Source organism: Caenibius sp. WL (assembly GCF_019803445.1).
Lineage (GTDB): Bacteria > Pseudomonadota > Alphaproteobacteria > Sphingomonadales > Sphingomonadaceae > Caenibius.
The window spans coordinates 2,869,864-2,891,046 of sequence record NZ_CP081844.1; the positions used below are offsets into that span (position 1 = coordinate 2,869,864).

The following is a 21,183-nucleotide window of genomic DNA, read 5'->3' on the forward strand; positions in this document are numbered from 1 at the left end:
GATGTCGGACCGCATCGGGGTTTCTCGATGTCGGCTCGACCTGTTCCATGGGTAAGCAGCATCGATACCTCGCGTGATCCCAACGGGAGCTTATCTGATGGTGCATTCGACAGATGATCTCAGTTCCTGGTCTCCGGTTGGCATCGAACACCGCCAAAGGAGATTTAAGCAATGACAGGTCCAGCTGTGGGTATGCCGTGCCCGGTATGTAAGACTCCACTCGCCATGAGTGATCGGCAGGGGGTAGAAATCGATTATTGCCCGCAATGCCGTGGGGTTTGGCTTGATCGCGGCGAACTTGACAAGATTATCGAGCGTAGCATGGCCAACGACACCCGATCCCAGGCGGCGGCACCATCGCAGACATATGTACAAAGTGCTCCGTCAAATTCCTGGGGACACCAAAGCGGGCATCACAAGGGATACCCCAAGCGGCGAAAATCCTTCCTGGAGGAACTGTTCGACTAGCAAATGGAGCTACAAGCAGCCGGTCCACTTTGCCCTTGGACAACCCCACCGAAATGGGCCGACTGCTTCTGGCTATAGATATGTCCTTGCCCGTGGTCGCAGTGACGTGAAGACCGTTCCAGCCTTCTGATTGATAAATTTGCGCACACGGTACACCGCTGGACCCGTACACCGGTGGTAATCATGCTCCAAGAATTCGAAGGCCTAGATTTCGATCTGGCTTCCCAGTTCAATCACGCGATTAGTGGGTAACTTGAAAGACTCCATCGCACTTTCCGCATTACGGACCATTCCGGCAAACAGCTTCTCTCGCCAAATGGCCATGCCAGGCCGCCGGGAGGCGATGAGCGTCTGGCGTGAGAGAAAATAGCTTGTATCCATCGGGGTGAACGGGCCGCCTGCCCTCTCCTCGAGCAGAAGTTCGGCAGGGATATCGACTTCATCCATAAAGCCGTATCGCAGCACTATGCGATAAAAACCCTCACCCAGTTCCTCAACCTCACGGCGTTTCTCCTGCGACACGTGCGGCACGCCTTCCGTTCTCATCGTGAGGAAGACGACCCGCTCGTGCAGGATATGGTTGTGCTTCAGGTTGTGCAGCAGGCCAATCGGAATTCCGTCTGCGTTGGCCGAGAGAAACACTGCTGTCCCCGGCACACGCCCGGCTCTTGCTATCGATTTGAGGAAGATGTCGGTCGGTAATGCCCCTTCCTGCAGGCGCGCATGCATCAGGCGCCGCCCCGTTGCCCATGTGGTAAGCATCGTAAAGACCACCCCTGCCACAAGCAGCGGAAACCATCCGCCATCGGGAATCTTGGTCACGTTTGATGCGAAGTAGAGGCCATCAATGATCAGGAACAGTAAGGTCACCGCCCCGGCCAGAAGCGGATGCCATTTCCAGACGGTAAAAGTCAGCACACCGAGCATACAGGCGGTAATGAACATCGTCCCTGTTACAGCGATGCCATAGGCGGCTGCCAGATTGCTGGAGTTCTTGAAGCCGATCACCAGCATGATCACCATGACAAGCAGGCCCCAGTTGATCACGGGCACATAAATCTGGCCTGCCGCCTTCGCGCTGGTGTGGACGATACGCAAACGCGGGAGGAAGCCCAGTTGCACTGCCTGCCGTGAAACGGAATAGGCTCCCGAAATTACGGCCTGACTGGCAATGATAGTCGCCATCGTGGCTAGTGCGACCAGCGGCAAACGGGCCCATTCCGGGGCCAGCAGAAAAAACGGATTGGCTGCTGCACCGGGATTTTCAATCAGAAGCGCCGACTGGCCCAGATAGTTGATGAGCAAGCAGGGGAAAGCGATATAAAGCCAGGAGATCATGATCGCTTTGCGCCCAAAATGGCCCATGTCAGCGTAAAGCGCTTCCGCCCCTGTAACGGCAAGCACAACCGAGCCCAGCGCAAGGAATGCGAGTGCGGGATCGATCAGGAAAAATTCTAGCGCAAAATGGGGGCTAAGCGCCCACAAAACCTCAGGCGCTCTTGCGATCCCCGCCAGCCCCATCACCGCAAGAGCGAGGAAATAGATGATCATTATTGGGCCGAACAGCTTGCCCATCGCAGCCGTTCCCCGAGATTGAATTGCGAACAGTCCGACCAGAATTCCCACGGAGATGGGAAGAACCCAATCAGCCAAACCTTCGTTCACGATGGTCAGCCCCTCGACGGCGGACAGCACCGAGATAGCCGGTGTAATGATGGCATCGCCGTAGAACAACGCGGCCGCGATGAGTCCGAGCATAGCGATTAACGGGCTCCAGCGACTTTCACCCAGCTTCCGCCCGAGCAACGCGAGAAGAGCAAGGCTACCGCCCTCCCCCTTGTTGTCTGCACGCAAAATCATGAAGACATATTTGACCGTGACGACAAGCGTCATTGTCCAGAAGATTAGCGATAGCACCCCGAAGACATGTGCATGATCGACCGTCAAAGGATGATGACCGACGAAGCTTTCCTTCAGGGCATAAAGCGGGGAAGTACCAATATCACCGAACACCACGCCCAAGGCCCCCACAGTCAGGGCGGATAGGCTTTCAGGATGATGATTTTGCTCGGTTTGATCGCTCATGCCGCGTACATAATCTCAGGCTATCTGATGCGCCATCGGCTTTACGGATTCTTTCTTTCTTTCAGTCACTCGCTAGCTCTTATCTGGTGCCTGTTGTATGCCGACAGAGCGGTCATTCGCGGCGTTAAAGCGACTTCATGGAGGATGGAATCCTGGCGATTCTGCCTTTGGCCGACAGTGCAAAACTGTAGCTATCCGCTGTAATCAGCGGCTAAACGGTGGGCATGACTGCCTCCGACCTCGAACAATTGCTCATCGCCCGCCTCATTCGGGAGAGAGGCGGTACTTCGCAGACATGGCAGCGGGCGCTTGGCAAGGTGATCGTACGCGATACGGCGACGCATGCCCATTACAATTGGGATCTCAGTCTAAGCGGCACCGATGCCCTGCGTGCCGCAATCGAGCGTCTGCTCGACGAGGTGCGACTTGAACATTCGATCGTGGCAGCTGGTTAAACACCCCAAGGCCTACAGCCCCGCAACCAAACGGGGCGCGGTTGGTTGTATCTTTCAGGTGAGGTCGGGGTGATTCTGGCACTGGAAATCGCCTTTGCCCGGCCCTTCGCCTCGATGGTTCCCGCCGCGCAGAGCCTCACGCTCGAACTGCTCGCGGTTGCCACGATACGAAGCAGTCGTCCCGCCCCTAATGCCGCGGCCATTTGAAGCTCGGTCATCACAGGAATTTCAGGCCGAAGTCCTGTTCCACGGCAGGTGGCGAAGTAACCGCGCCATCCCGCACCAGCCGGTCACGCCGGCAAAAATCAACCCTGCCCCCACGAACGCAGACAGCAGGATAAAGGCCGGATCGACCAGCCAGCCGAGCGACACGCCGAACAGAATCAGAGTCCCGGCGGCAAGCTGGACCTGCCGCATGATTTCCAGAGGTTGATGGCGGTCGACAATGGTTTCGAGACCGCAGGCGCGCCAGCCGTCAATGCCGCCTTCCAGCAGATAGCAGGGCGCATCGCCCACCGCCGCTTGCAGCAGGGCCGTGTTGTCCCTTGTCCGCATGCCCGACCGGCAATGGAAGATCACCGGCCCGGCAGGGAGCGGCTGGTTCGCGATCTGTGCAAGCGGTCGGTTAAGCGCACCCGCGATAGCCTCACGCGTATGTTCATCGGCGTCACGGATGTCGATCAAGGTCGCGCCCTTGCTCAGCACTGCTTTTGCATCCGCCGGGGACAATGTGGGAATGGCCATGGGCCTTACTCCTTGCAGTAAAGTTGGTAGAGGGTGGAAAGCAGCGTCTCGGCGCGCGGATCGGAGATACGATACCACAGCGTCTGGCTCTCACGCCGGAACGATACCAGCCCTTCCTCACGCATCTTTGCCAGATGCTGAGACAGCGCCGACTGGGATAGACCAACATCGTTGGCGAGGTCCGTAACCGACCGCTCGCCATGTTCGACCAACTTGCAGAGCATCATCAGGCGGCGGCGATTGCCAATCGCTTTCAACATATCCGCAACCTCACCAGCTTTCGCCTCGAACGTGCCGAGATCTATCGGGGGTTTAATCATGAGGCAATCCTAACATTAGACGTTGCTAATATAGGAGACACCTATATATTAGCAAGTGCTAATGGAGACTAATATGAATCCCGGCCCCATGATCGAAGCTTTCTTCGACGAACCCACCAACACGATCAGCTATCTGGTGGCTGATCCGGCAACGCGCGCGGCTGCGGTGATCGACCCGGTGCTGGATTTCGATGCAGCCAGCGGCGAAGCCGATGCTCGCTCAGCGATTCGAATTCTCGACGCCGCCCGGACAAAGGGTTGGCGTATCGTCATGGTGCTGGAAACCCATGCCCATGCCGACCACCTCTCAGCCGCGCGTTTTATCAAGGCGCGCACGGGTGCGTGGATCGGCATAGGCGAACATATTCGCACCGTGCAGCGCATCTTTCGGCCCGTTTTTGCGATGGATGATCTGGCAACCGACGGTTCGGACTTCGATCGGCTGTTCGCGGATGGTGAACAATTCACATTGGGCGAACTGGCGATTGAGGTGATGCACGTTCCCGGCCACACCCCGGCCGACGTGGCCTATCGGATCAGCGATGCCGTGTTTGTGGGCGATACCCTATTCATGCCCGATTATGGCACGGCGCGGGCGGATTTCCCCGGCGGTGATGCTCGGGCACTTTACCATTCGATCCGCCGGGTGCTGAGCTGGCCCGATGAAACCCGTCTGTTCATGTGCCATGACTACAAGGCTCCGGGCCGCAACGACTATCGCTGGGAAACCACGGTCGGCGAGGAGCGACGCAGCAGTGTCCATGTTCATGATGGGGTGAGCGAGGCAGAATTCGTCGCCATGCGTGAAGCGCGCGACGCGGCTCTCTCCGCGCCGAAGCTGCTGCTGCCCTCGATCCAGGTCAACGTGCGTGCCGGACGTTTCCCGCCGGCGGAAGCCAATGGAGTGCGCTATCTCCGACTGCCCGTTCGACTTGCCTCGACCATGGAAGGGAGCATGGCGTGAGGATCGCGCCACGTACGAATGCCATGAAGGCGACGCTCACCGATCAAGCGGGCGCTGGCCACCCGATTGGGCTTGCCAAAGCGGCCCTTGGTTCAAAAGGCATCCAGAAAATTGGGGCTATTCGCAGGCTAGGCATAGACTAACAAATGCCCATGACGATAGCGCCGCAACCATGAGTGTTATAGCGACCATCATGAATTCGTCGACGGGCTTGGCCATCCAGAAGATGAAGTTCGAGCGCATGCCCAAACCGTGGGTGACGTTCCATCTGGAAACAGGCGAACAGGTTACAGCCGACCGCGTCCATGTCGGCAAACCGGCTCCTGGCAAGTTCATCACTCCAGTGGAAGTCTGGGTAACACCCAAGGAATGAACACCCATTCATGAAGCGCCAACATCACGATTGTTCCGGGCCCTCAACACGTTCCCTGGAACCAGCCGTACATTCATCCTGCCATGGAACCTGACGGACGGCAGCTTTCGAAACCCTGAAATGGTCTAAATGGCAGAGGAGTCGGGATAAGCCGACTGTCAGCTATCGACTGGGCTGCCCTTGAACCGGCCATTCGCCGTGGATTTTATTGCTCTCATAGGGCTGCGGTGCAATAGGTCTGCGTGGGTGTTCGTTTCCCTCTTGAGAAGCGGGCAGGGTCTTGCGCTGGTCGGGCCGCCAGCGATGATCCCTTTCGCCCGGACACTCTCAGTGAAGCTTAAAGTTCATTCCCGACCAAGTGCTATCCGCAAGTTTCTCGAAGCACAGTCCTCTGCTGGGCTGGTGCTAATGGCGGCGGCTATCGTCGCCCTTCTCATCGCCAATTCCCCCCTTGGGCCGGGCTATGAAGCGATGCTTCATGGTTATATCGGCCCGCTCTCATTAGCTCATTGGATTAACGACGGTCTTATGGCCGTGTTCTTCCTTCTCGTGGGGCTGGAAATAAAGCGCGAGATGCTGGACGGTCAGCTTTCGACGTGGCCCAGACGCATTTTATCTGGCGTCGCTGCCTTGGGGGGCATGATCGTACCCGCGTTGATCTATCTCGCTTTCAATCGTGGTCCAACTCAAGCCGGATGGGCAATACCAGCAGCAACGGATATTGCATTTGCACTTGGTGTGATCGCGTTGCTCGGCGACCGCGTTCCCGCATCGTTGCGTGTTTTTCTCGCAGCCCTTGCGATCATTGATGATCTCGGGGCTGTCGTGATCATAGCAATTTTTTACACGGAAGCACTGTCTTTGCCGAACCTCGGCGGAGCAGTGATCGCGCTCGCCTTGCTGTTTGCACTGAACCGAGGCGGAGTGAAGCAGCTTTCACCTTATCTAGCCATCGGGTTGATACTGTGGGTACTACTCTTGCGATCTGGGGTTCATGCCACACTGGCAGGCGTCATGCTTGCCTTGACCATCCCGATTGAGCGCACGCCCACTCAACCTGACGCAGCCTCCCAAAGCCCCCTGCACCGGTTGGAACATGTTCTGCATCGCCCGGTGGCCTTCATCGTGCTTCCGATCTTTGGTTTGGCCAACGCTGCAGTCCCCCTACTCGGCCTCCCGCTAGGCACATTCGTTGCTCCTGTTACGGTGGGCGTCGCACTCGGCCTACTATTGGGTAAAGTCGTAGGAGTGTTCGGCTTCGCAACGTTAGCTGTTCAACTGAAGCTTGCTGATATACCAGCACAGGCGAGCCGGTTTCAGCTTCTGGGGGTAGCGCTGTTGTGCGGGATCGGGTTTACAATGAGTATCTTTATTACGTTATTGGCTTTCCCAACGAGCCCACTCCTACAGTCTGAGGCAAAGATTGGCGTACTGATTGGCTCTCTGGCATCCGGCCTGCTGGGTTATATAATTCTGCGCTTCGCGAACTCTGAACGAACGACCGAGCCCTTAAAGTAAAAGAACGGGCTTCACCGCTTCATTGGCGTAACTGCTCATCTGCCTTTACACACGACTGCGATGGCAAATCTATTCGAAGCCCCCTAACACTAGCTTTGCAGCGAAGTGAGGGACCTGAGGGTGAACAGCGAAGAGTCCGAAATCGATACCCGGTTCAAGCGACTGAAGCTGAAACTGATGCGATGGCGCGTGCGTGTCGCCCGCGTTGTCTTGCTACCCGAACTCTCGCCCAAAGACGCTTTCGAACTGCGCCACAAGGTGATGGATGAAGGCGCGCTGACACAGGGCTACATCCTAATGTGCGCGCTGTCTGCGGGCATCGCCACCCTGGGGCTCCTGCAATCATCCACCGCGGTGGTGATCGGAGCGATGCTGATTTCTCCCTTGATGAGCCCGATCGCCGCACTCGGTTTCGGGTTCGCCTCGCTGGACGGGCAGCGCATCCGCGATGCCATACGTGTCGTCATCGTAGGGGCCTTGATCGGCATTTTCACCGGCATGCTGTTGACCTGGCTCAGTCCGATCCGGAACGCTACGCCCGAAATCCTCGCCCGAACCGAGCCGACCCTGCTTGACCTCGGGGTCGCCCTCCTGTCGGGTATCGCAGGCGGATATGCCACCGTGCGTGGGCAGGGCGGAACCGCCATCGGTGTAGCCATCGCCACCGCCCTGATGCCGCCGCTGGCCACTGTGGGATACGGGCTCGGCGTGTTCCAGCCTGTGTTCGCACTGGGCGCGTTCCTGCTCTTCCTGACCAACCTATCCGCCATCGCTTTCGCTTTCGCACTGGTTGCAAGGCTGAGCGGCGCGGCGCGGCCGTTCCGCAATGTGGAATGGAAACCGCACTACGTGGCCGCCGGACTGGCGGCGTTTCTGGTCCTGGCGACACCTCTCGCGCTCACTCTGGTGCGTGTCACACATGAAGCATCGCTGCGTCTTGCTGCAAGAAACGCCATCCTGAACACAATCGACCACAGCGGTGTGAGCATCGCGCAACTTGACGTGAGTTGGTCCTTGACAGGTGATCCTCATGTCAGTGCCGTTGTTGTGACCCCGCAGTACGAGGCCAATGCGGAAAATGCTCTGCGCGAGCGATTGGCTCGAATCGAAGGGAACAAGATCCAGGTCAATCTGCAGCAGATCCTCGCGGCGGATTTCCCTTCGCAAACACGGGCAATGATCGATGCGGCAATGGAACGCACGGTCACGGGGATCGCAGCCGATGTGCCCCCCTTCGAACGGGTGAGGACGAGTATCGGGCTGCCGACGCGTGGCATCTGGACCAACAGAGCCGAGCGCGTCATCAATATCGAGCCACTGGCTGCACCGGGCTGGACCTTTGCCGATTATCGGGACGCGGAGCGCCGGGCCAATGCCGCGTCCGCTGGTTGGGCAGTGCGCTTGCTCCCACCCGTAAGTGCCCAGTTGCGTGTCCCGCTTTCGGGCACCACTCCGTCCGGAGCCGAAGGCGAAATCTCGCTGGGCGATGCGGTCTGGGCACTGCAGCGCTGGGGGATGACGGAGGTCGGCATAGCCTCGTCGGACGATCAGGACGGTCGGGCCTTGACCAATTCCCTGCGTGCTGAAGGGATTGCCTCGCACCCGCTTGAGAATGCTACGGCACCGACCGGAATGGCCTTGATCCAAGTGGTAGGCCCGCCACCTTCCAGACAGAGAGAAGGGACGCCGCCGACTTGATTATGCGTCTTGAGCGGGAGCCTGCTCGCCCGCTATCAGGGCGAACTTTTGTGACGTGTGTCATCCGCGCAGCACCAGAACATCTCGGCCGGAGGCTGAATATCCAGTTGGCTTGACGTGGCGCGTGCGAGCAACGAACCTATTTGGTGATAAACCTCTTTCCTACACGGAACAAAAAGTGAATATGGAGGCTTCCTTATGAGTCGGAGGAACCCATGCTTATCATCGATGCTGGTCTGATTTGCGCATTCGCGGCGCTGATCACCGCGATTTCCTCGCTGGTTTGGTCGTTGCGGCGCAAATCATGAGAACTGTTCTGCTGTGCCGAGCCACACGGTAAGGGGCTAGCTTGCTGAGCTAGCCGGATTCTGGTGAAGTGCGTGATTGACGTCTGCGAGGATCGCCCACATTCTTTCCCATGGATCGAATACGAGGACCAGATGGCGAGAGACTGGGAAGACCGGATCAACCCTCCGAGCAAAGCTGAAGAACGTCTTATGCGCCTGGAGTTTGGGTTGCTTCTCCTGGGCTGGTTCGCTGCGGGAGCTTTTGTCGTTACGGTGCTGTTGAAATAGCGAGAGCCCGGCTGAGCATTGCACTATGCCGTGAGCCCGAGTGTCTGACATCAAAGGCTTGCCCGCTCTCCTGTTAGCTCTGCAAGGTGTGCTGCGCTGCAGGCCTGAGTTTGCTAAAAACGGCAAGTGCTCAACCGTGCCGATGTAGTTTGATTCGGCCGAAAATGAGGTGACTATGCGGTTGATTGGTCCCGCCTCTCTTGCTCTCATGATTGCTCTTTCCGCATCAGCGGGCGTGCCGGCATCAGCCAGGTCCGGCTCTACCTGGCTTAATGATCTCGTGGGCGCGCGAGCCGGCCAGGCCGAAGCGGAGTTACAAAGACGGGGCTATCGTAATGTGCGCGGTGAGAAAGGTGACGATCGCAGCTATGCCTATTGGTGGAGCGAAGATCGCAACCAGTGCGTATCGATCGCGACAGCGAATGGCCGCTATGAATCCATCACTCCGACGACCGCGCCGGATTGCCGCATGTCACAAGACGATCGCGGTCGATCGGATCGCTATTTGGGCGATGTCCGCCGCTCGCGCCACCATATGCCGGCACGAGGCATCAGCGATTTCACTGAACTTCAGTCCATTTGCAGAGCGGAAGCATCGGGAAGATTTGATCGGCGCCCAAGCGATTTGACAGTGAATGCCCCTATCAGCCAGCGTAATGGTGCGATCGTGCAAGGCTGGTTCAATGAAGGGCGCCGCTCCAAGTTTTTCACTTGCCGCTTCGATGAGGATGGCCGATTTGTCAGTGTGCTCTGACGCGTGGACGCGCATACGAGTGTATTGCTTTTCGCATCCGGTCATCGATAGATGAGCCATGAAGTTTTCTCCTGGAAAGTCAGCGCTCTCATTCCTCTTTTCCGTTTACTTCGCCTTTCCGGCCGAAGCATCCGCAACTCCGCAATGCCTGACCGATGAAATGATCGAGGAAGCGATCGGAGAACAGGTGCGCACCAGCACTCTTATCGTAAAAACACGAGGACTTCCCGAACTGCCGCTCTGTTCCGGTCTGACCCTGGCACAACATATCCAGCGCATGCGCGCCGCAGCCTTTCCGGAAGAACAGCAACGTGTCGAAGATCTGCGAGCCATGGTGCTCGAAAGAGAGCAAGCCGCTAAAGCGACAGCAGCGGCTGAAGCAGCTGCACAAACCGCAGCCCTGTCGCGCTCATCGATAATTGAGGACGCGCCGATCAACCGGTTCTTCGATCAGCCCGCGCCTGCCACAACGCACAAAAGGCGTAAGCCTGCAGCAGCCCGGGCCTCTCCTCCCCGATCATCGCCCAGGCGGTCATCAAGTTCGCGGTCCCACTATCCCAATTGCGGTGCAGTCCGTGCAGCCGGTGCAGCACCGATCCGTCGCGGACAGCCGGGCTACGCGCGCCATCTCGATCGCGATGGTGACGGTATCGCCTGTGAATAGAAGATAAATTCCGAGGACAAGCCAGCTTTCCTCGCCCATGCGCCGTCATTGCATAAGCGTCATGACTGGAAAGTCACACGGCGAGAGCCAGCCATTCCACGGGATCAGGCGTCCTTGTGCGTTTGCAAATCCACACCGGGAAGACCTGTTACGCCCCATCCCTGTTCAGAGCCTCGATCGCCGTTGCCAGGACCTCGATCCGCTCGCCCAGTTCTCGCGACTTCTCAGCCCAGCTGCATATTATATGAGGATCGGATGATCCGGCCTGACCATCGGCTGCAATGGTCGCGGCATCTTCGGCGGCAATCGTGATGAGGGTAAACAGCCGACCGATCAACTGACGACGGAATTCCTGGTCTTCGCACATGGGCACACGAAGCCCGCACCTGCCGCGGAAGTCCATATCCAGCTTTTGGATCTCGCCAGCACATTCCATTCGACTTGTTCGCCAAAGCGAGCATTGGGTGCATTCAGAACAGCGGAACCCCGAAGAGGAACCACTGCCCTGACCGGCGCAACCGGCAGGGCTTTGGGTGGTGGAAGCAGCACAGGGCTGCTTCGCAATGGAGAACCACCCGATGCCCCGGAAAACCAGCACCACGCCCCGAACTGCCCTTTCCGCCAGGCGGCCGCGCAGGATGGCGCGTGAACCCAAAGCCATGCCGGCCCTCGAGGGCCCGGTCGATCATGCCGAGCCTGCTGACGGGGCCGAGGGATCTGCGCCTCCTCCCCCTGCCCCCAGCAAGACCGCACACCTTGTCATGCTGCTCCAGCGCCCGGAAGGCGCCACCCTTGTTGAGCTGATGGAAGCCACCGGCTGGCTGGCCCATACCACCCGGGCAGCGTTGACCGGGCTGCGCAGGAAAGGTCATGTGATTGCTCGCGGCAAGCGCGATGACGTAACCTGCTACTCGATCATCGAGACGGCCTGATGCCGGGAGATGTGAGCGGGCAACTGGCCGGGATGAAACACCTGTCTCCCGCACAGGTGCGCGAAGCCTGGCGCACAGTGACCGGCAAGCCCCTCCCCCTTGTCAGTCCTGCCCTGCTGCGCCTCGCCCTCGCCTGGGAGATCCAGGCCGGGGTCCTTGGCGGCCATTCCCGGGCTACTCAGCAAACGCTCGCCCAGTTAGCGACCGGAAAGACCCGCACCCGCGGGACCTCGCCCGGTATGCGGTTGATGCGCGAATGGAACGGTATCCTGCATGTCGTCACTATCGACGAGGAGGGAGCTATTCGCTGGCAGGAGAAGGAATGGCGATCGCTTAGCGAAGTGGCCCGGGCAATCACCGGGACCCGCTGGTCGGGGCCTGCCTTCTTCGGATTAAAGCAGAAGGTCGCAGCATGAAGAGCGTACGCTGTGCGATCTATACCCGCAAGTCGAGCGAGGAAGGCCTCGAACAGGGGTTCAACTCGCTCGATGCCCAGCGCGAGGCCTGTGCCGCCTATATCCTCAGCCAGGCCAGCGAAGGCTGGCAGCTGATCCCCGAGTACTATGATGATGGCGGGCTGTCGGGCGGAACGCTGGAGCGCCCTGCCCTGCAGCGCCTGCTGGGCGATGTCGCTGACGGGAAAATCGATATCATCGTCGTCTACAAGGTCGACCGGCTGACCCGCTCGCTGCTCGACTTTGCCCGTCTCGTCGAAGCCTTCGATGCGGCCAACGTCAGCTTTGTCTCGATCACCCAGTCCTTCAACACCACCACCAGCATGGGGCGCCTGACGCTCAACATGCTTCTGTCCTTCGCCCAGTTCGAACGCGAAGTGACCGCCGAGCGCATTCGGGACAAGATTGCCGCCTCCAAAGCCAGAGGTATGTGGATGGGCGGCGTGCCCCCGCTGGGCTACCGGCCCGATGGCCGCACTCTCGCCATCGTCGAAGAGCATGCTGTCCTGATCCGTGAGATCTATGCCCGCTATCTCAGGCTCGGCAATGTCCGGCTGCTCGCCGACACCCTGATCCAGGACAAGATTGCCGTTCCCCGCAGGGCGACCCGCAGAGGAAGAGCTTACGGTGGTGGTTCCTTCTCCCGTGGTCAGCTTTATACGATCCTGCGCAATCCCATTTATGCAGGCGACATTGCGCATAAGGACAAGCGTTATCCCGGCAACCATCCCGCGATCATCAGCCGGGACATATGGGACAGGGTCCAGCAGCAGCTGGCACACAACGTCAAAGGTCTCCGGCAGACCCGTCAGGCCAATGCCAGCTTGCTGGCAGGCTTGTTGTTCGACGAGACGGGTGAACCGCTGATCGCGGTGCACACGACCAGAGGCAAACAGCGCTATCGCTACTATGTCAGCAAAGCGCAGCAGCATGGCACAGCCAGTCCGGACACACCGGCCATCCGCCTGCCTGCCCGCGAGATCGAGCAGGTTATCCGGCAAGAACTGTCTTCGCTCCTGGCCGATCCGTTTGTCCTGGTCGAGCGTTGCCGGTTCACTCTCACGCCCGAGATGTTCGCCACCCTGACCGCGCGGTGTGCCGACCTTTCAACTCAGGCCCAGACATGGCCCCATGCCGTGGTCAGCCAGATCATCAGCCGGATCGTTCTTCATCCCGGCCGGATCGAACTGCTCCTTGTCCCATCGGGACTTGCCAAGCTGCTGGAGCTTCCAGCAAGCCCGACGGCGCCAGCGGCGCTTCCCCATATCGCTGCTGTTCGCCTCAAGCGGACCGGTCACACCGTGCGGCTTATCCAGGATGATGGCATGGCGGCCTCGGCCGCCACTCCCGATCCCACGCTTGTTCGCCTGCTACTCAAGGCACAGCGCTGGTGGGCGGAGCTCGCCACAGGCCAGTGCGATATCACCAGGCTCTCCCGGCGGGAGAATGTCAGCGCTTCCTATATGACCCGCGTTGTCCGCCTTGCTTTTCTGGCGCCCAAAATAGTCGATGCGATCCTTTCCGGGCGGACGCTCGCTACCGTTGATGGCGCCTCCCTCCTGGCTACGGGCGCCATCACCACCGACTGGGACAGGCAACATGCAAAGTTCCTGCCCGCACCGGACGGCCAGTCCCTTCAGGCGCGCAAAAAAAGATCGTCTCTCTGATGCCGGCAAGGGATCTGTTGCTTCATCCCAGGCATTCTTCTACCGGCGTCCCTGTCGAAGGCGGGCGCACGCCAGTCAATGCCGACTCATCCAGATATTCGACAAAAATCAGACCATATGGCGGAACTGAAGCAGCATGACTGTTTTGGATTTCTCGCAATGAAAGGACATAGTGGTGGCAGACAACGAGCAGGATCGGGAAACTTTGATTGTTCTAACATCCGATATTGTGGCGGCTCATGTGAGCAACAACAATGTCGGCGTTGAAGAGGTCTCGAGCCTCATTGCGAATGTCTATGCCGCGCTTTCAGGTCTTTCGACCGAACCGGCTGCCCAAGCCGCTGCGAAGGAACCCGCGGTCCCGATCCGCGCTTCGGTGCGCCCCGACCATGTCACCTGCCTTGAGTGCGGTAAGAAGATGACAATGCTCAAACGTCACCTGAGCACCGACCACAACCTCACCGTGAACGAGTATCGTCAGCGCTGGGGTCTTTCTTCCAACCATCCCGTGGTCGCTCCCAATTATGCGGCGCGGCGGGCTGACCTGGCCAAAAAGATCGGGCTGGGTCGCAAGCCGGGCGAACAAACCAAAGCTAAAGCACCCAAAAGCAGTGCCGGCGCGCCCACACCTGTGCCAGCCGACACGAAAAGCGCAAAGCGCCAGGGGCTGATCAGGAAGCTGAACAAGAACGCGGAAAAAGCGCCGGCGCAATCAGATTAATCGGATCAGGGGGAGACATTCGTCCCTCACGTTCCGGCTTCGCTAGTGCCAACGGATGCTCATGGCATTCTGAAAATGCCATGAGCGCATTTGCTGGCCAGAACCGGCCTTGTGCCTGACCGGACCCGCCAACTTCTCCACGGTCGCATTGTGCAGTGTATAACCTCATTGGAAGCGATAGCTGCTGGCGACGTAATGGCTACAGTGGTGATTCAACGGATAGGGACTTCGGGCTGAAATCCTATGAAGCAAGTAGCCGCAGCGATCGCGCTGAACAGGGGTAAAGTACTGGTCGCACGGCGCGCTCCAGGCGAAAACCTCGCCGGTTATTGGGAGTTTCCCGGCGGAAAATTGGAAGATGGCGAGAGTCCCCATGTCTGCATCATTCGCGAACTGCAGGAGGAGTTGAACCTCGCCGCGGAAGCTGGCGAAATTTTGGCTGAGTCCGTCTACGAATATCCCGGAGGCTCGATCAACCTCATAGGTGTTTCAGTCAAGCTCCTCAGCGATGAGATTCAGTTATCGGTTCATGACCAAATCGACTGGGTCGCGCCTTCTGCCTTGCTCAGCATCAATTTGGCTCCCGCCGACATTGCTATCGCTGAAGAACTAGTCCGGCGCTATGGCTGATTTCATGGCTGATTTCGTAGCGCCCACCCTTGGAGAAGAGCTCGACAATGAGCAGTTGTGCGAACTGTTCGGTTGTGGTCCCCAAGGCGGGATGCGCCGGTCGCACAAGACAAACACGCTCACTTTGATCTCGAACCATGTAGAATCGATCTACGATGATCGCTGGATTGATGGCGTCCTGCATTATACCGGAATGGGTCAGACCGGACACCAGTCTTTGTCGTTCATGCAGAACAAGACGCTAGCTGAAAGCCCTGTCAATGGTGTTGCCATCCACCTCTTCGAAGTGCACCAGCCGCAAACTTACACATATGTCGGCGAAGTGAGCTTGTCTGGAGTTCCGTACCAAGAAGTCCAGAACGATGTGCGTGGTGATCAGCGGAACGTCTGGGTGTTTCCGCTTGCGACCAAGAGTGGGATTGTACCACCAATCCCAGCCCGAACAGTCGAAGCGCTCGAAGAACGAAAGACGAGGTTCGCACGCCGGATGACCGACCAGGAAATCCAGCACAAAGCCAAGCTAAGCGGCCGTTCCGTGGTGGGTTCACAGACCACCATCACTACGCGATACCAGCGCAGTGTATGGGTTGCAGAGCATGCCAAGCGTAGGGCGAATGGCTTGTGTGAGCTCTGCCGCACTCCAGCCCCGTTTTCTGACAAAGGTGGACTGCCATACCTCGAGACACACCACATCCAATGGTTAGCTCGCGGTGGTGCAGATACTATTGAAAATACGGTCGCGCTTTGCCCGAACTGCCACAAGAAGATGCACGTGTTGGATCTTCAACAGGACATTCTGCGATTGCGGGAGTCTGCGTCTGGGCGCGAGGTGGCCTAATCCGCCAACAAAGCTGACACTTCGGCTGCAGCCTGCGCATCTTGATACCAGTCATTCATGAGGGCCAGGAAGCCTGACCTGTGTGAGCCGGGGACCTGTCCAGGTAGGCGCAAGCCCGCCCTTTGCGCTCAGTTCGTGAGGCATTAGAGTTGCGGCATGCACCAGACAGTCGAAATAGTCGTGAATGACCGAATGCAGCGGGGCTATCGCTATACCCGTTCTGTGGCCATCGGACAGGCTTTCGATCCCGCATTTCTTCCGGAGCTCACGCCTGCCGAAATGCTGAGTCTGGGGGTTTTTTGTGGTAAATACATGACCGACTGTAGAGCTGAGTTCCCAGCAGATTGGTTTGAGGGTGCGAAGCTGGCCCCTGATCGTCCTGATTGTTCATTGAACTACTTTGGGGTGCGCGCGAGCGTTCCCCTCCGTGTTTGGATCGACAAGGGCTGGATATACCCAGAAGACCCGCGCGGATGGTTTCAATGGTACTGTCGATACTATTCGGGACGCAGGCTGCCACAAGAGGATGCTCGTCAGATCGCGCGCTGGAAAGCTTTCAAACGTCATGCCGCACAAATCGTAAAACATTGCAATCCGGGAGATCCTTTTTGCCGCCCGAGGCAACGGCAAGCTCTCCTCCAATGGGCTTATGACAGCCGGATTCTCTAACCGATTGCTTCCTTGTGATTACCGCTATCGCCAACATAGCTGCCTGACCAGACGGGGTGTAGATGCTGGATAAGAGCACTTAGGCCGTAGTGCGATAGCTCATTCCGTCGGTGGGATCCTCGGATGAGATACATTGAAGGCATATTGCGCTCTGCTGCGTAGCTCGCCAAACTAATCTGAATAAACACGGGAGGGGCTTAATGTGGGATTGAAAGGCGTTAACAGGATCATGATTGCGGTGCATGATCTTGAGCGGAGCAAGAAACTATACGAGGAATTACTCGGTGCGACTTTTCTGGATGCCAACTGGACGGGTGAACCGTTCGGTATTCATGTCGCTATCGCATGGGATGCGGGCATAGAGCTATGCGCACCTATGCCCGGGCGGGAAAGGGACAGTGTGATATCGGGGTTTCTAGCCACTCGGGGTGAAGGCATTATGAGTGTATTTTTTGGAGTTAGTGATGGTGAGGCAGCACTCGAACGCAGCGCTGCTGCTGGCTACACTTGCTCGCACACCCTTGATTATACTCAGGCCGAAATTGACGAACATCTCGGAGGGCTCTTTAGCCGATACCAAGAGTTTAATATTGATACCGGACAACGCTGTGGCTTTGCCGTAAGTTTGGCGCGCATTGAGGAGAAGGCTTCCCAGATGGCTTGATACGACCTGAGGGACAGCGGCGGCCGAGTATTTGGCGCGCGGTCTATGCATGATCCCGAGCTAAGTGGCGTTCTAGTCTAACGTGGGGATCGGCGTATTTTTTGATAGGCTGCTTACACCCGCATGCGCAAGCCAACATCCGCTTCCCCAGCAAAGTTGCCACAAACTAGCCGGCAACAATCCTCCACGCGTCACGGGCATCTGCTCGCCGGAGTACGACACCGAAGGGAAGATCAACAAACGGTCGAAGAGAGGGCTCCCAGGCAAGAACTTCTTGGAGCACACAAACCTGCGTGTTTTGAGCCTCTCCACCACCGCTAGGATGGACACTAAACTGCCAGCCGCTATCCATTTCCTCGACCGGTTCTAATCGCTCGGCGTGTACCAATGGCTTGTCCGCCACGATGGACACGATTGCGGCCAGATTGAGATTTGCCTGCTCGCTCATGCTTTACAGATTGCAGATTGGCGTCCTTCCAGCAATGTCGGCTTTGTTGGCGTGCTCAACCGATAAGGGCGGACGATCCCAAAATGCGCTTCTGACGATCAACTCGAAAAATCGACCTTTCGTTCAGATGACGATCCAACCCTAGGGGGATAATCGGGGCCCTGACGCGCAGTTGGCGTGATGGCCGTAATCTCTGGGCACAGAGCGGTCATCTGCTGCGTAACGAACTCACCGACACATATTCGCCTGCTGCCGTCCCATCTTACCCGTGACCAACTCCCGATGCCCGAGAGGAGGATCGACACGGCACGGTCAAGCCGCACCCTTGACCCATGCCAGCGCTTCGTCACGCTGCCCGGGCTCAAAGACACGGTAGCTGATATGCGGCAGGATCGCGCTTTCGATGCGTGTGAGGACACGGATCCAGGCCTGATCGGCGACGACCGCGACGCGCCCGAATTGACCGAGCTTACCCAGTAGCGGAGTCGCGCGGGCGACATGCGTTGCAAGACCTGCGATCTCGATCCCGTCGATCGAGTTGGTCTCGGCATAGACATGGACCTTGCTATTGGCCGCCATCATCACCTCGAGCCGCTTCATGATGTCCTTGAGGTCTTCGCCGGTGATCTTGCCATCGATCCGGACCGCCAACACGTTGTCCAGTGTTTCGATCATTTTATACATATCGGACCTTCCAGTTACGCTCACCAGTATCGTGGCAACCGCGAACAGATCGAGCGTGAGACTCTGCGCGGCGGGAACGATCAAAGCGAAGGGGCAGGCAAAGGCGATCGCCAATGCCAGTGCCCCCCTGACCGCGCCTGAAGATACAACCAACCGCGCCCCGTCTGGTTGCGGGGCTGTAGGCCTTGGGGTGTTTAACCAGCTGCCACGATCGAATGTTCAAGTCGCACCTCGTCGAGCAGACGCTCGATTGCGGCGCGCTGCGCATCGGTGCCGCTTAGACTGACATCCCAATTGCAATGGGCATGCGTCGCCATATCGCGCACGATCACCTTGCCAAGCGCCCGCTGCCATGTCTGCGAAGTACCGCCTCTCTCCCGAATGAGGCGGGCGATAAGTAACTGTTCGAGGTCGGAGGCAGTCATGCCCACCGCTTAGCCGCTGTTGGCGGCGAAGCAAGCAGAGGTTTGCGCGCCAGCCTGATGAATCAACGACGGGTTTCGAGGATCAGCAACGGAGCAGCAAACGTCCGTTATGTTGGCGAAAGGTCTCGTGGGCACACCGTACCTGAACGCGGCCCAACTTAAGATTTGTTCGGTCCCATGCCCGAGGCGGTGGCGATATGTGCTTCTGCTGCCGTCGCTTCCGCGATGAGGGCCCGCAAAGCCTGCGCTGTATCCTGCATTAGCTGGACGCTGATGGGCCGTTCGCCGTTCATGAAGCGCCTGAGGGCACGTTCGTCAATGCCGAGCCGTCGCGAGGAAGCGGTGGTGCCGCCGAACACCTGAATGCAATGGGCGAAGTGCTCGGAAAGATCCTGCATTCCAGATGACATAATCTTTGTATTCCCTTCGTGTGGACTGATCGTACGTACGGTGCGCGAGATTGAAATGGCGAGTTGGCGCCTTGCCGTCTACAGGATGGGAAATGACAGTCACGAAAGAAGATGCTCCATCGTTAGAAAGAGCGCAAAGGCGGCTCTTGCGCCGGATCTACAACGGGCGTTCCGTTCCGATCATCGCAGATGGAAGACCCTTTCTGACCTACAGCGATGCCAGCCAATACCTCCTCTCGCTCGCGCCCCAGGCCCGTGACATCGCCTACGTCGAGATGAAGGAGCAGGCGAAATCGCCTCGCCATAATCCGTGAGGGAATAGGCCGCCACGAAAGCAGTCCGACCATCGGCGCTCCATTGACAAACGGCTGCTTTCAAAAAGGTAAAAAAAGAGGCTCGAAACGCCCGCTTTGTCGGCGTTAATCATCTACATCAGCCAACCAAGATGGCATATCCCGCTTGGTATGAAGCACGCGCCAGACATCCACATGGGTCTCGAATTCAAGGTAGAAAACAAGCCATGGGAATCCTTTCAGCCCTATGGTCCTCAACCCCGGTAAGTTCAGCTCGTGAGACCACCGCGGAGACCCTGCCGCCGGCATTTCCCCGATGAAGGTATAGGCCTGTTCAAGGGCATCAATGAAGCCGAAAGCCACATCCGTGTCGGCTTCGTCCGCGTAATACTCGACCGCAAGGTCTACATCCTCCCGCGCTTTGGCGCGCGGTATGACCGGTTTTGCAGTCACGAGCCTGTGCGTTGCGTCACACGGTCACGAAGGCCTTGGAAATATCCGGCATCGACCGGCGCGGTGGCTGCAGAACTGGCGCCGTCCAAAAGTATTTCGCGAAGGCGTTGAATGTCCTGATCCTTGCGGATCAACTCCCGCACATACTCGCTGCTCGTACCGTAACCTCGCACGTTGACCTGCTGGTCCACGAACGCCTTGAGTGCATCCGGAAGCGAGATGTTCATCGTCGACATGGACCGCGATATAGCGTGTTTGGCAAAATCTGGCAAGATATCGCGTAGCTCAAATCACCGAACACAGTGACGTTCCGATATCTTCCGGTTGGCCAATTCTCGCCATCGGAGAACTATCATGGGACATTCAGACCTCGACCCCGCCATACATGATCGGCGCCCTTGGAATGCAGGGCAGAATGTAGGACCGAAGCGCCCACTGAAGCTGCGCGATATCTGGGCAATTCGTTTCTATCTCGACGAACACAAGCGTCTGCGTGACCGGGCCCTGTTCGATCTTGCCATCGACAGCAAATTGCGTGGCTGCGATCTGGTCAAGATCAGGATAGGCGACCTGATGAGCGCAGGGTCATTTCGCGATCGCGCGACAGTCATCCAGCAAAAGACCAGCCGTCCGGTGCAGTTCGAGATCATGTCCGAGGCTCGCAAGAGCCTGAAAGCATGGCTTGATCGGCGCGGAGGGACGATCCGCGACTTCGTATTTCCAAGCAGGATCGATTATCTCGGTCACTTGAGCACACGGCAATATGCGCGCCTCGTCGACGAATGGGTGTCAACGATTGGTCTCGACAGGCGGGAATATGGCACGCATTCGATGCGGCGGACCAAGGCGGCGCTGATCTACAAAGCCACAGGCAACCTTCGCGCCGTGCAAATCCTGCTCGGCCATACCAACATCGAAAATACCGTCAGATACCTCGGCGTAGATGTCGATGATGCTTTGACGCTTTCCGAACGGACCGAAATTTGAAAATTCCGGCTTCCCGAGATCTCAGGGAAGCCGGTTCACCCATATGAACGACCGGCAGGTATCAACGAGTGAATCCGCCCCCCACCAATGACAGAAATGTTGGGGTAAACGGAAGGGCAGCTTTCGCTCTCAGGCTGATAAATTCAGTCTATTACCGTCTTTGAGCGCGGCGTTCGCTCTCGCAGCAGATGGATCGATTTCGGTCCTGCCGCTTTCGTTCGGAATAACGGTCAACAAGCTGATTGGCGTGCGGGCGTACCCGCGCGCTGCTATTTCCTGCAACGACGGC

The 21,183-nt window shown here is 57.9% G+C and carries 29 protein-coding genes; 19 read left to right on the forward strand and 10 right to left on the reverse strand.

Annotated elements, in window-relative coordinates; genetic code table 11:
- Positions 1-171 precede the first annotated feature (171 nt).
- Complete coding sequence (locus K5X80_RS13645) at positions 172-468, forward strand: TFIIB-type zinc ribbon-containing protein (protein WP_222558258.1); 297 nt, start codon at positions 172-174, stop codon at positions 466-468.
- Between the two features lie 204 nt (positions 469-672).
- Here K5X80_RS13645 and K5X80_RS13650 read toward each other — a convergent pair whose 3' ends face one another.
- On the reverse strand, positions 673-2,553 hold the full coding sequence (locus K5X80_RS13650) for a potassium transporter Kup (RefSeq protein WP_222558259.1): 1,881 nt from the start codon (positions 2,551-2,553) through the stop codon (positions 673-675).
- A gap of 224 nt (positions 2,554-2,777) precedes the next feature.
- On the opposite strand from K5X80_RS13650, the gene K5X80_RS13655 reads away from it, so the two are divergent.
- The gene (locus K5X80_RS13655) at positions 2,778-3,008 is read left to right on the forward strand and encodes a hypothetical protein (RefSeq protein ID WP_222558260.1); all 231 of its coding nucleotides are present in this window, start codon (positions 2,778-2,780) and stop codon (positions 3,006-3,008) included.
- Between the two features lie 69 nt (positions 3,009-3,077).
- On the forward strand, positions 3,078-3,215 hold the full coding sequence (locus K5X80_RS13660; RefSeq protein WP_222558261.1) for a hypothetical protein: 138 nt from the start codon (positions 3,078-3,080) through the stop codon (positions 3,213-3,215).
- 21 nt (positions 3,216-3,236) lie between these two features.
- Here the strand turns inward: K5X80_RS13660 and K5X80_RS13665 are convergent, their stop codons facing one another.
- A complete protein-coding gene (locus K5X80_RS13665) occupies positions 3,237-3,752 on the reverse strand; it encodes a rhodanese family protein (RefSeq protein WP_222558262.1) in 516 nt (171 codons plus the stop codon).
- A gap of 5 nt (positions 3,753-3,757) precedes the next feature.
- Positions 3,758-4,072: an ArsR/SmtB family transcription factor gene (locus tag K5X80_RS13670; protein WP_222558263.1), complete on the reverse strand. Its 315-nt coding sequence runs from the start codon at positions 4,070-4,072 to the stop codon at positions 3,758-3,760.
- 73 nt (positions 4,073-4,145) lie between these two features.
- On the opposite strand from K5X80_RS13670, the gene K5X80_RS13675 reads away from it, so the two are divergent.
- The 6 genes from K5X80_RS13675 to K5X80_RS17120 all read left to right on the forward strand — a co-directional run bounded on the left by K5X80_RS13675 (position 4,146) and on the right by K5X80_RS17120 (position 10,618).
- On the forward strand, positions 4,146-5,036 hold the full coding sequence (locus K5X80_RS13675) for an MBL fold metallo-hydrolase (RefSeq protein WP_222558264.1): 891 nt from the start codon (positions 4,146-4,148) through the stop codon (positions 5,034-5,036).
- A 172-nt stretch (positions 5,037-5,208) separates the two neighbouring features.
- A complete protein-coding gene (locus K5X80_RS13680) occupies positions 5,209-5,409 on the forward strand; it encodes a hypothetical protein (RefSeq protein WP_283249177.1) in 201 nt (66 codons plus the stop codon).
- A 303-nt stretch (positions 5,410-5,712) separates the two neighbouring features.
- On the forward strand, positions 5,713-6,927 hold the full coding sequence (nhaA, locus tag K5X80_RS13685) for a Na+/H+ antiporter NhaA (RefSeq protein ID WP_222558266.1): 1,215 nt from the start codon (positions 5,713-5,715) through the stop codon (positions 6,925-6,927).
- Positions 6,928-7,188: 261 nt separating this feature from the next.
- Positions 7,189-8,625 carry a DUF389 domain-containing protein gene (locus K5X80_RS13690; protein WP_222558267.1) on the forward strand — a complete coding sequence of 479 codons (1,437 nt, stop codon included), beginning with the start codon at positions 7,189-7,191 and terminating at the stop codon, positions 8,623-8,625.
- 750 nt (positions 8,626-9,375) lie between these two features.
- Positions 9,376-9,954, forward strand: coding sequence for a hypothetical protein (locus K5X80_RS13695; protein ID WP_222558268.1), 579 nt, complete (start codon positions 9,376-9,378; stop codon positions 9,952-9,954).
- A 58-nt stretch (positions 9,955-10,012) separates the two neighbouring features.
- Entirely contained in the window at positions 10,013-10,618 is a 606-nt protein-coding gene (locus tag K5X80_RS17120; protein ID WP_261390540.1) for an excalibur calcium-binding domain-containing protein, read from the forward strand.
- Positions 10,619-10,766: 148 nt separating this feature from the next.
- Here K5X80_RS17120 and K5X80_RS13705 read toward each other — a convergent pair whose 3' ends face one another.
- A complete protein-coding gene (locus tag K5X80_RS13705) occupies positions 10,767-11,279 on the reverse strand; it encodes a hypothetical protein (RefSeq protein WP_222558269.1) in 513 nt (170 codons plus the stop codon).
- Between K5X80_RS13705 and K5X80_RS13710 the strand changes: the two genes are divergently transcribed.
- From K5X80_RS13710 to K5X80_RS13745, 8 genes are all read left to right on the forward strand, one after another.
- Positions 11,278-11,550 (forward strand): DUF3489 domain-containing protein, encoded by a 273-nt coding sequence (locus K5X80_RS13710; RefSeq protein ID WP_222558270.1) that lies wholly within the window; start codon positions 11,278-11,280, stop codon positions 11,548-11,550. The two genes, K5X80_RS13705 and K5X80_RS13710, sit on opposite strands and share 2 nt — an antisense overlap.
- Complete coding sequence (locus K5X80_RS13715; protein ID WP_222558271.1) at positions 11,550-11,966, forward strand: DUF2924 domain-containing protein; 417 nt, start codon at positions 11,550-11,552, stop codon at positions 11,964-11,966. The genes K5X80_RS13710 and K5X80_RS13715 overlap by 1 nt, the downstream gene beginning before the upstream one ends.
- Positions 11,963-13,672 (forward strand): recombinase family protein, encoded by a 1,710-nt coding sequence (locus K5X80_RS13720; RefSeq protein WP_222558272.1) that lies wholly within the window; start codon positions 11,963-11,965, stop codon positions 13,670-13,672. Before K5X80_RS13715 ends, K5X80_RS13720 begins: the two co-directional genes overlap by 4 nt.
- Before the next feature lie 175 nt (positions 13,673-13,847).
- Entirely contained in the window at positions 13,848-14,393 is a 546-nt protein-coding gene (locus tag K5X80_RS13725; RefSeq protein WP_349306068.1) for a Ros/MucR family transcriptional regulator, read from the forward strand.
- Between the two features lie 243 nt (positions 14,394-14,636).
- Complete coding sequence (locus K5X80_RS13730; protein ID WP_222558274.1) at positions 14,637-15,023, forward strand: (deoxy)nucleoside triphosphate pyrophosphohydrolase; 387 nt, start codon at positions 14,637-14,639, stop codon at positions 15,021-15,023.
- A gap of 4 nt (positions 15,024-15,027) precedes the next feature.
- On the forward strand, positions 15,028-15,861 hold the full coding sequence (locus tag K5X80_RS13735) for an HNH endonuclease (RefSeq protein ID WP_222558275.1): 834 nt from the start codon (positions 15,028-15,030) through the stop codon (positions 15,859-15,861).
- A 156-nt stretch (positions 15,862-16,017) separates the two neighbouring features.
- Positions 16,018-16,530, forward strand: coding sequence for a hypothetical protein (locus K5X80_RS13740; RefSeq protein ID WP_222558276.1), 513 nt, complete (start codon positions 16,018-16,020; stop codon positions 16,528-16,530).
- 202 nt (positions 16,531-16,732) lie between these two features.
- A complete protein-coding gene (locus K5X80_RS13745; RefSeq protein WP_222558277.1) occupies positions 16,733-17,194 on the forward strand; it encodes a VOC family protein in 462 nt (153 codons plus the stop codon).
- 166 nt (positions 17,195-17,360) lie between these two features.
- Here the strand turns inward: K5X80_RS13745 and K5X80_RS13750 are convergent, their stop codons facing one another.
- From K5X80_RS13750 to K5X80_RS13765, 4 genes are all read right to left on the reverse strand, one after another.
- Positions 17,361-17,642, reverse strand: coding sequence for an immunity protein Imm33 domain-containing protein (locus K5X80_RS13750; protein ID WP_222558278.1), 282 nt, complete (start codon positions 17,640-17,642; stop codon positions 17,361-17,363).
- 312 nt (positions 17,643-17,954) lie between these two features.
- The gene (locus tag K5X80_RS13755; RefSeq protein ID WP_222558279.1) at positions 17,955-18,440 is read right to left on the reverse strand and encodes a SpoIIAA family protein; all 486 of its coding nucleotides are present in this window, start codon (positions 18,438-18,440) and stop codon (positions 17,955-17,957) included.
- 80 nt (positions 18,441-18,520) lie between these two features.
- Complete coding sequence (locus K5X80_RS13760; RefSeq protein WP_222558280.1) at positions 18,521-18,751, reverse strand: hypothetical protein; 231 nt, start codon at positions 18,749-18,751, stop codon at positions 18,521-18,523.
- Between the two features lie 158 nt (positions 18,752-18,909).
- Entirely contained in the window at positions 18,910-19,149 is a 240-nt protein-coding gene (locus K5X80_RS13765; RefSeq protein ID WP_222558281.1) for a hypothetical protein, read from the reverse strand.
- A gap of 104 nt (positions 19,150-19,253) precedes the next feature.
- Between K5X80_RS13765 and K5X80_RS13770 the strand changes: the two genes are divergently transcribed.
- Positions 19,254-19,475 (forward strand): hypothetical protein, encoded by a 222-nt coding sequence (locus K5X80_RS13770; RefSeq protein ID WP_222558282.1) that lies wholly within the window; start codon positions 19,254-19,256, stop codon positions 19,473-19,475.
- Positions 19,476-19,580: 105 nt separating this feature from the next.
- Here the strand turns inward: K5X80_RS13770 and K5X80_RS13775 are convergent, their stop codons facing one another.
- Positions 19,581-19,907, reverse strand: coding sequence for a type II toxin-antitoxin system RelE/ParE family toxin (locus K5X80_RS13775; protein ID WP_222558283.1), 327 nt, complete (start codon positions 19,905-19,907; stop codon positions 19,581-19,583).
- Positions 19,904-20,143 (reverse strand): ribbon-helix-helix domain-containing protein, encoded by a 240-nt coding sequence (locus K5X80_RS13780; RefSeq protein ID WP_222558284.1) that lies wholly within the window; start codon positions 20,141-20,143, stop codon positions 19,904-19,906. Before K5X80_RS13780 ends, K5X80_RS13775 begins: the two co-directional genes overlap by 4 nt.
- Before the next feature lie 118 nt (positions 20,144-20,261).
- Between K5X80_RS13780 and K5X80_RS13785 the strand changes: the two genes are divergently transcribed.
- Entirely contained in the window at positions 20,262-20,894 is a 633-nt protein-coding gene (locus tag K5X80_RS13785; protein ID WP_222558285.1) for a tyrosine-type recombinase/integrase, read from the forward strand.
- Positions 20,895-21,183: the final 289 nt, after the last annotated feature.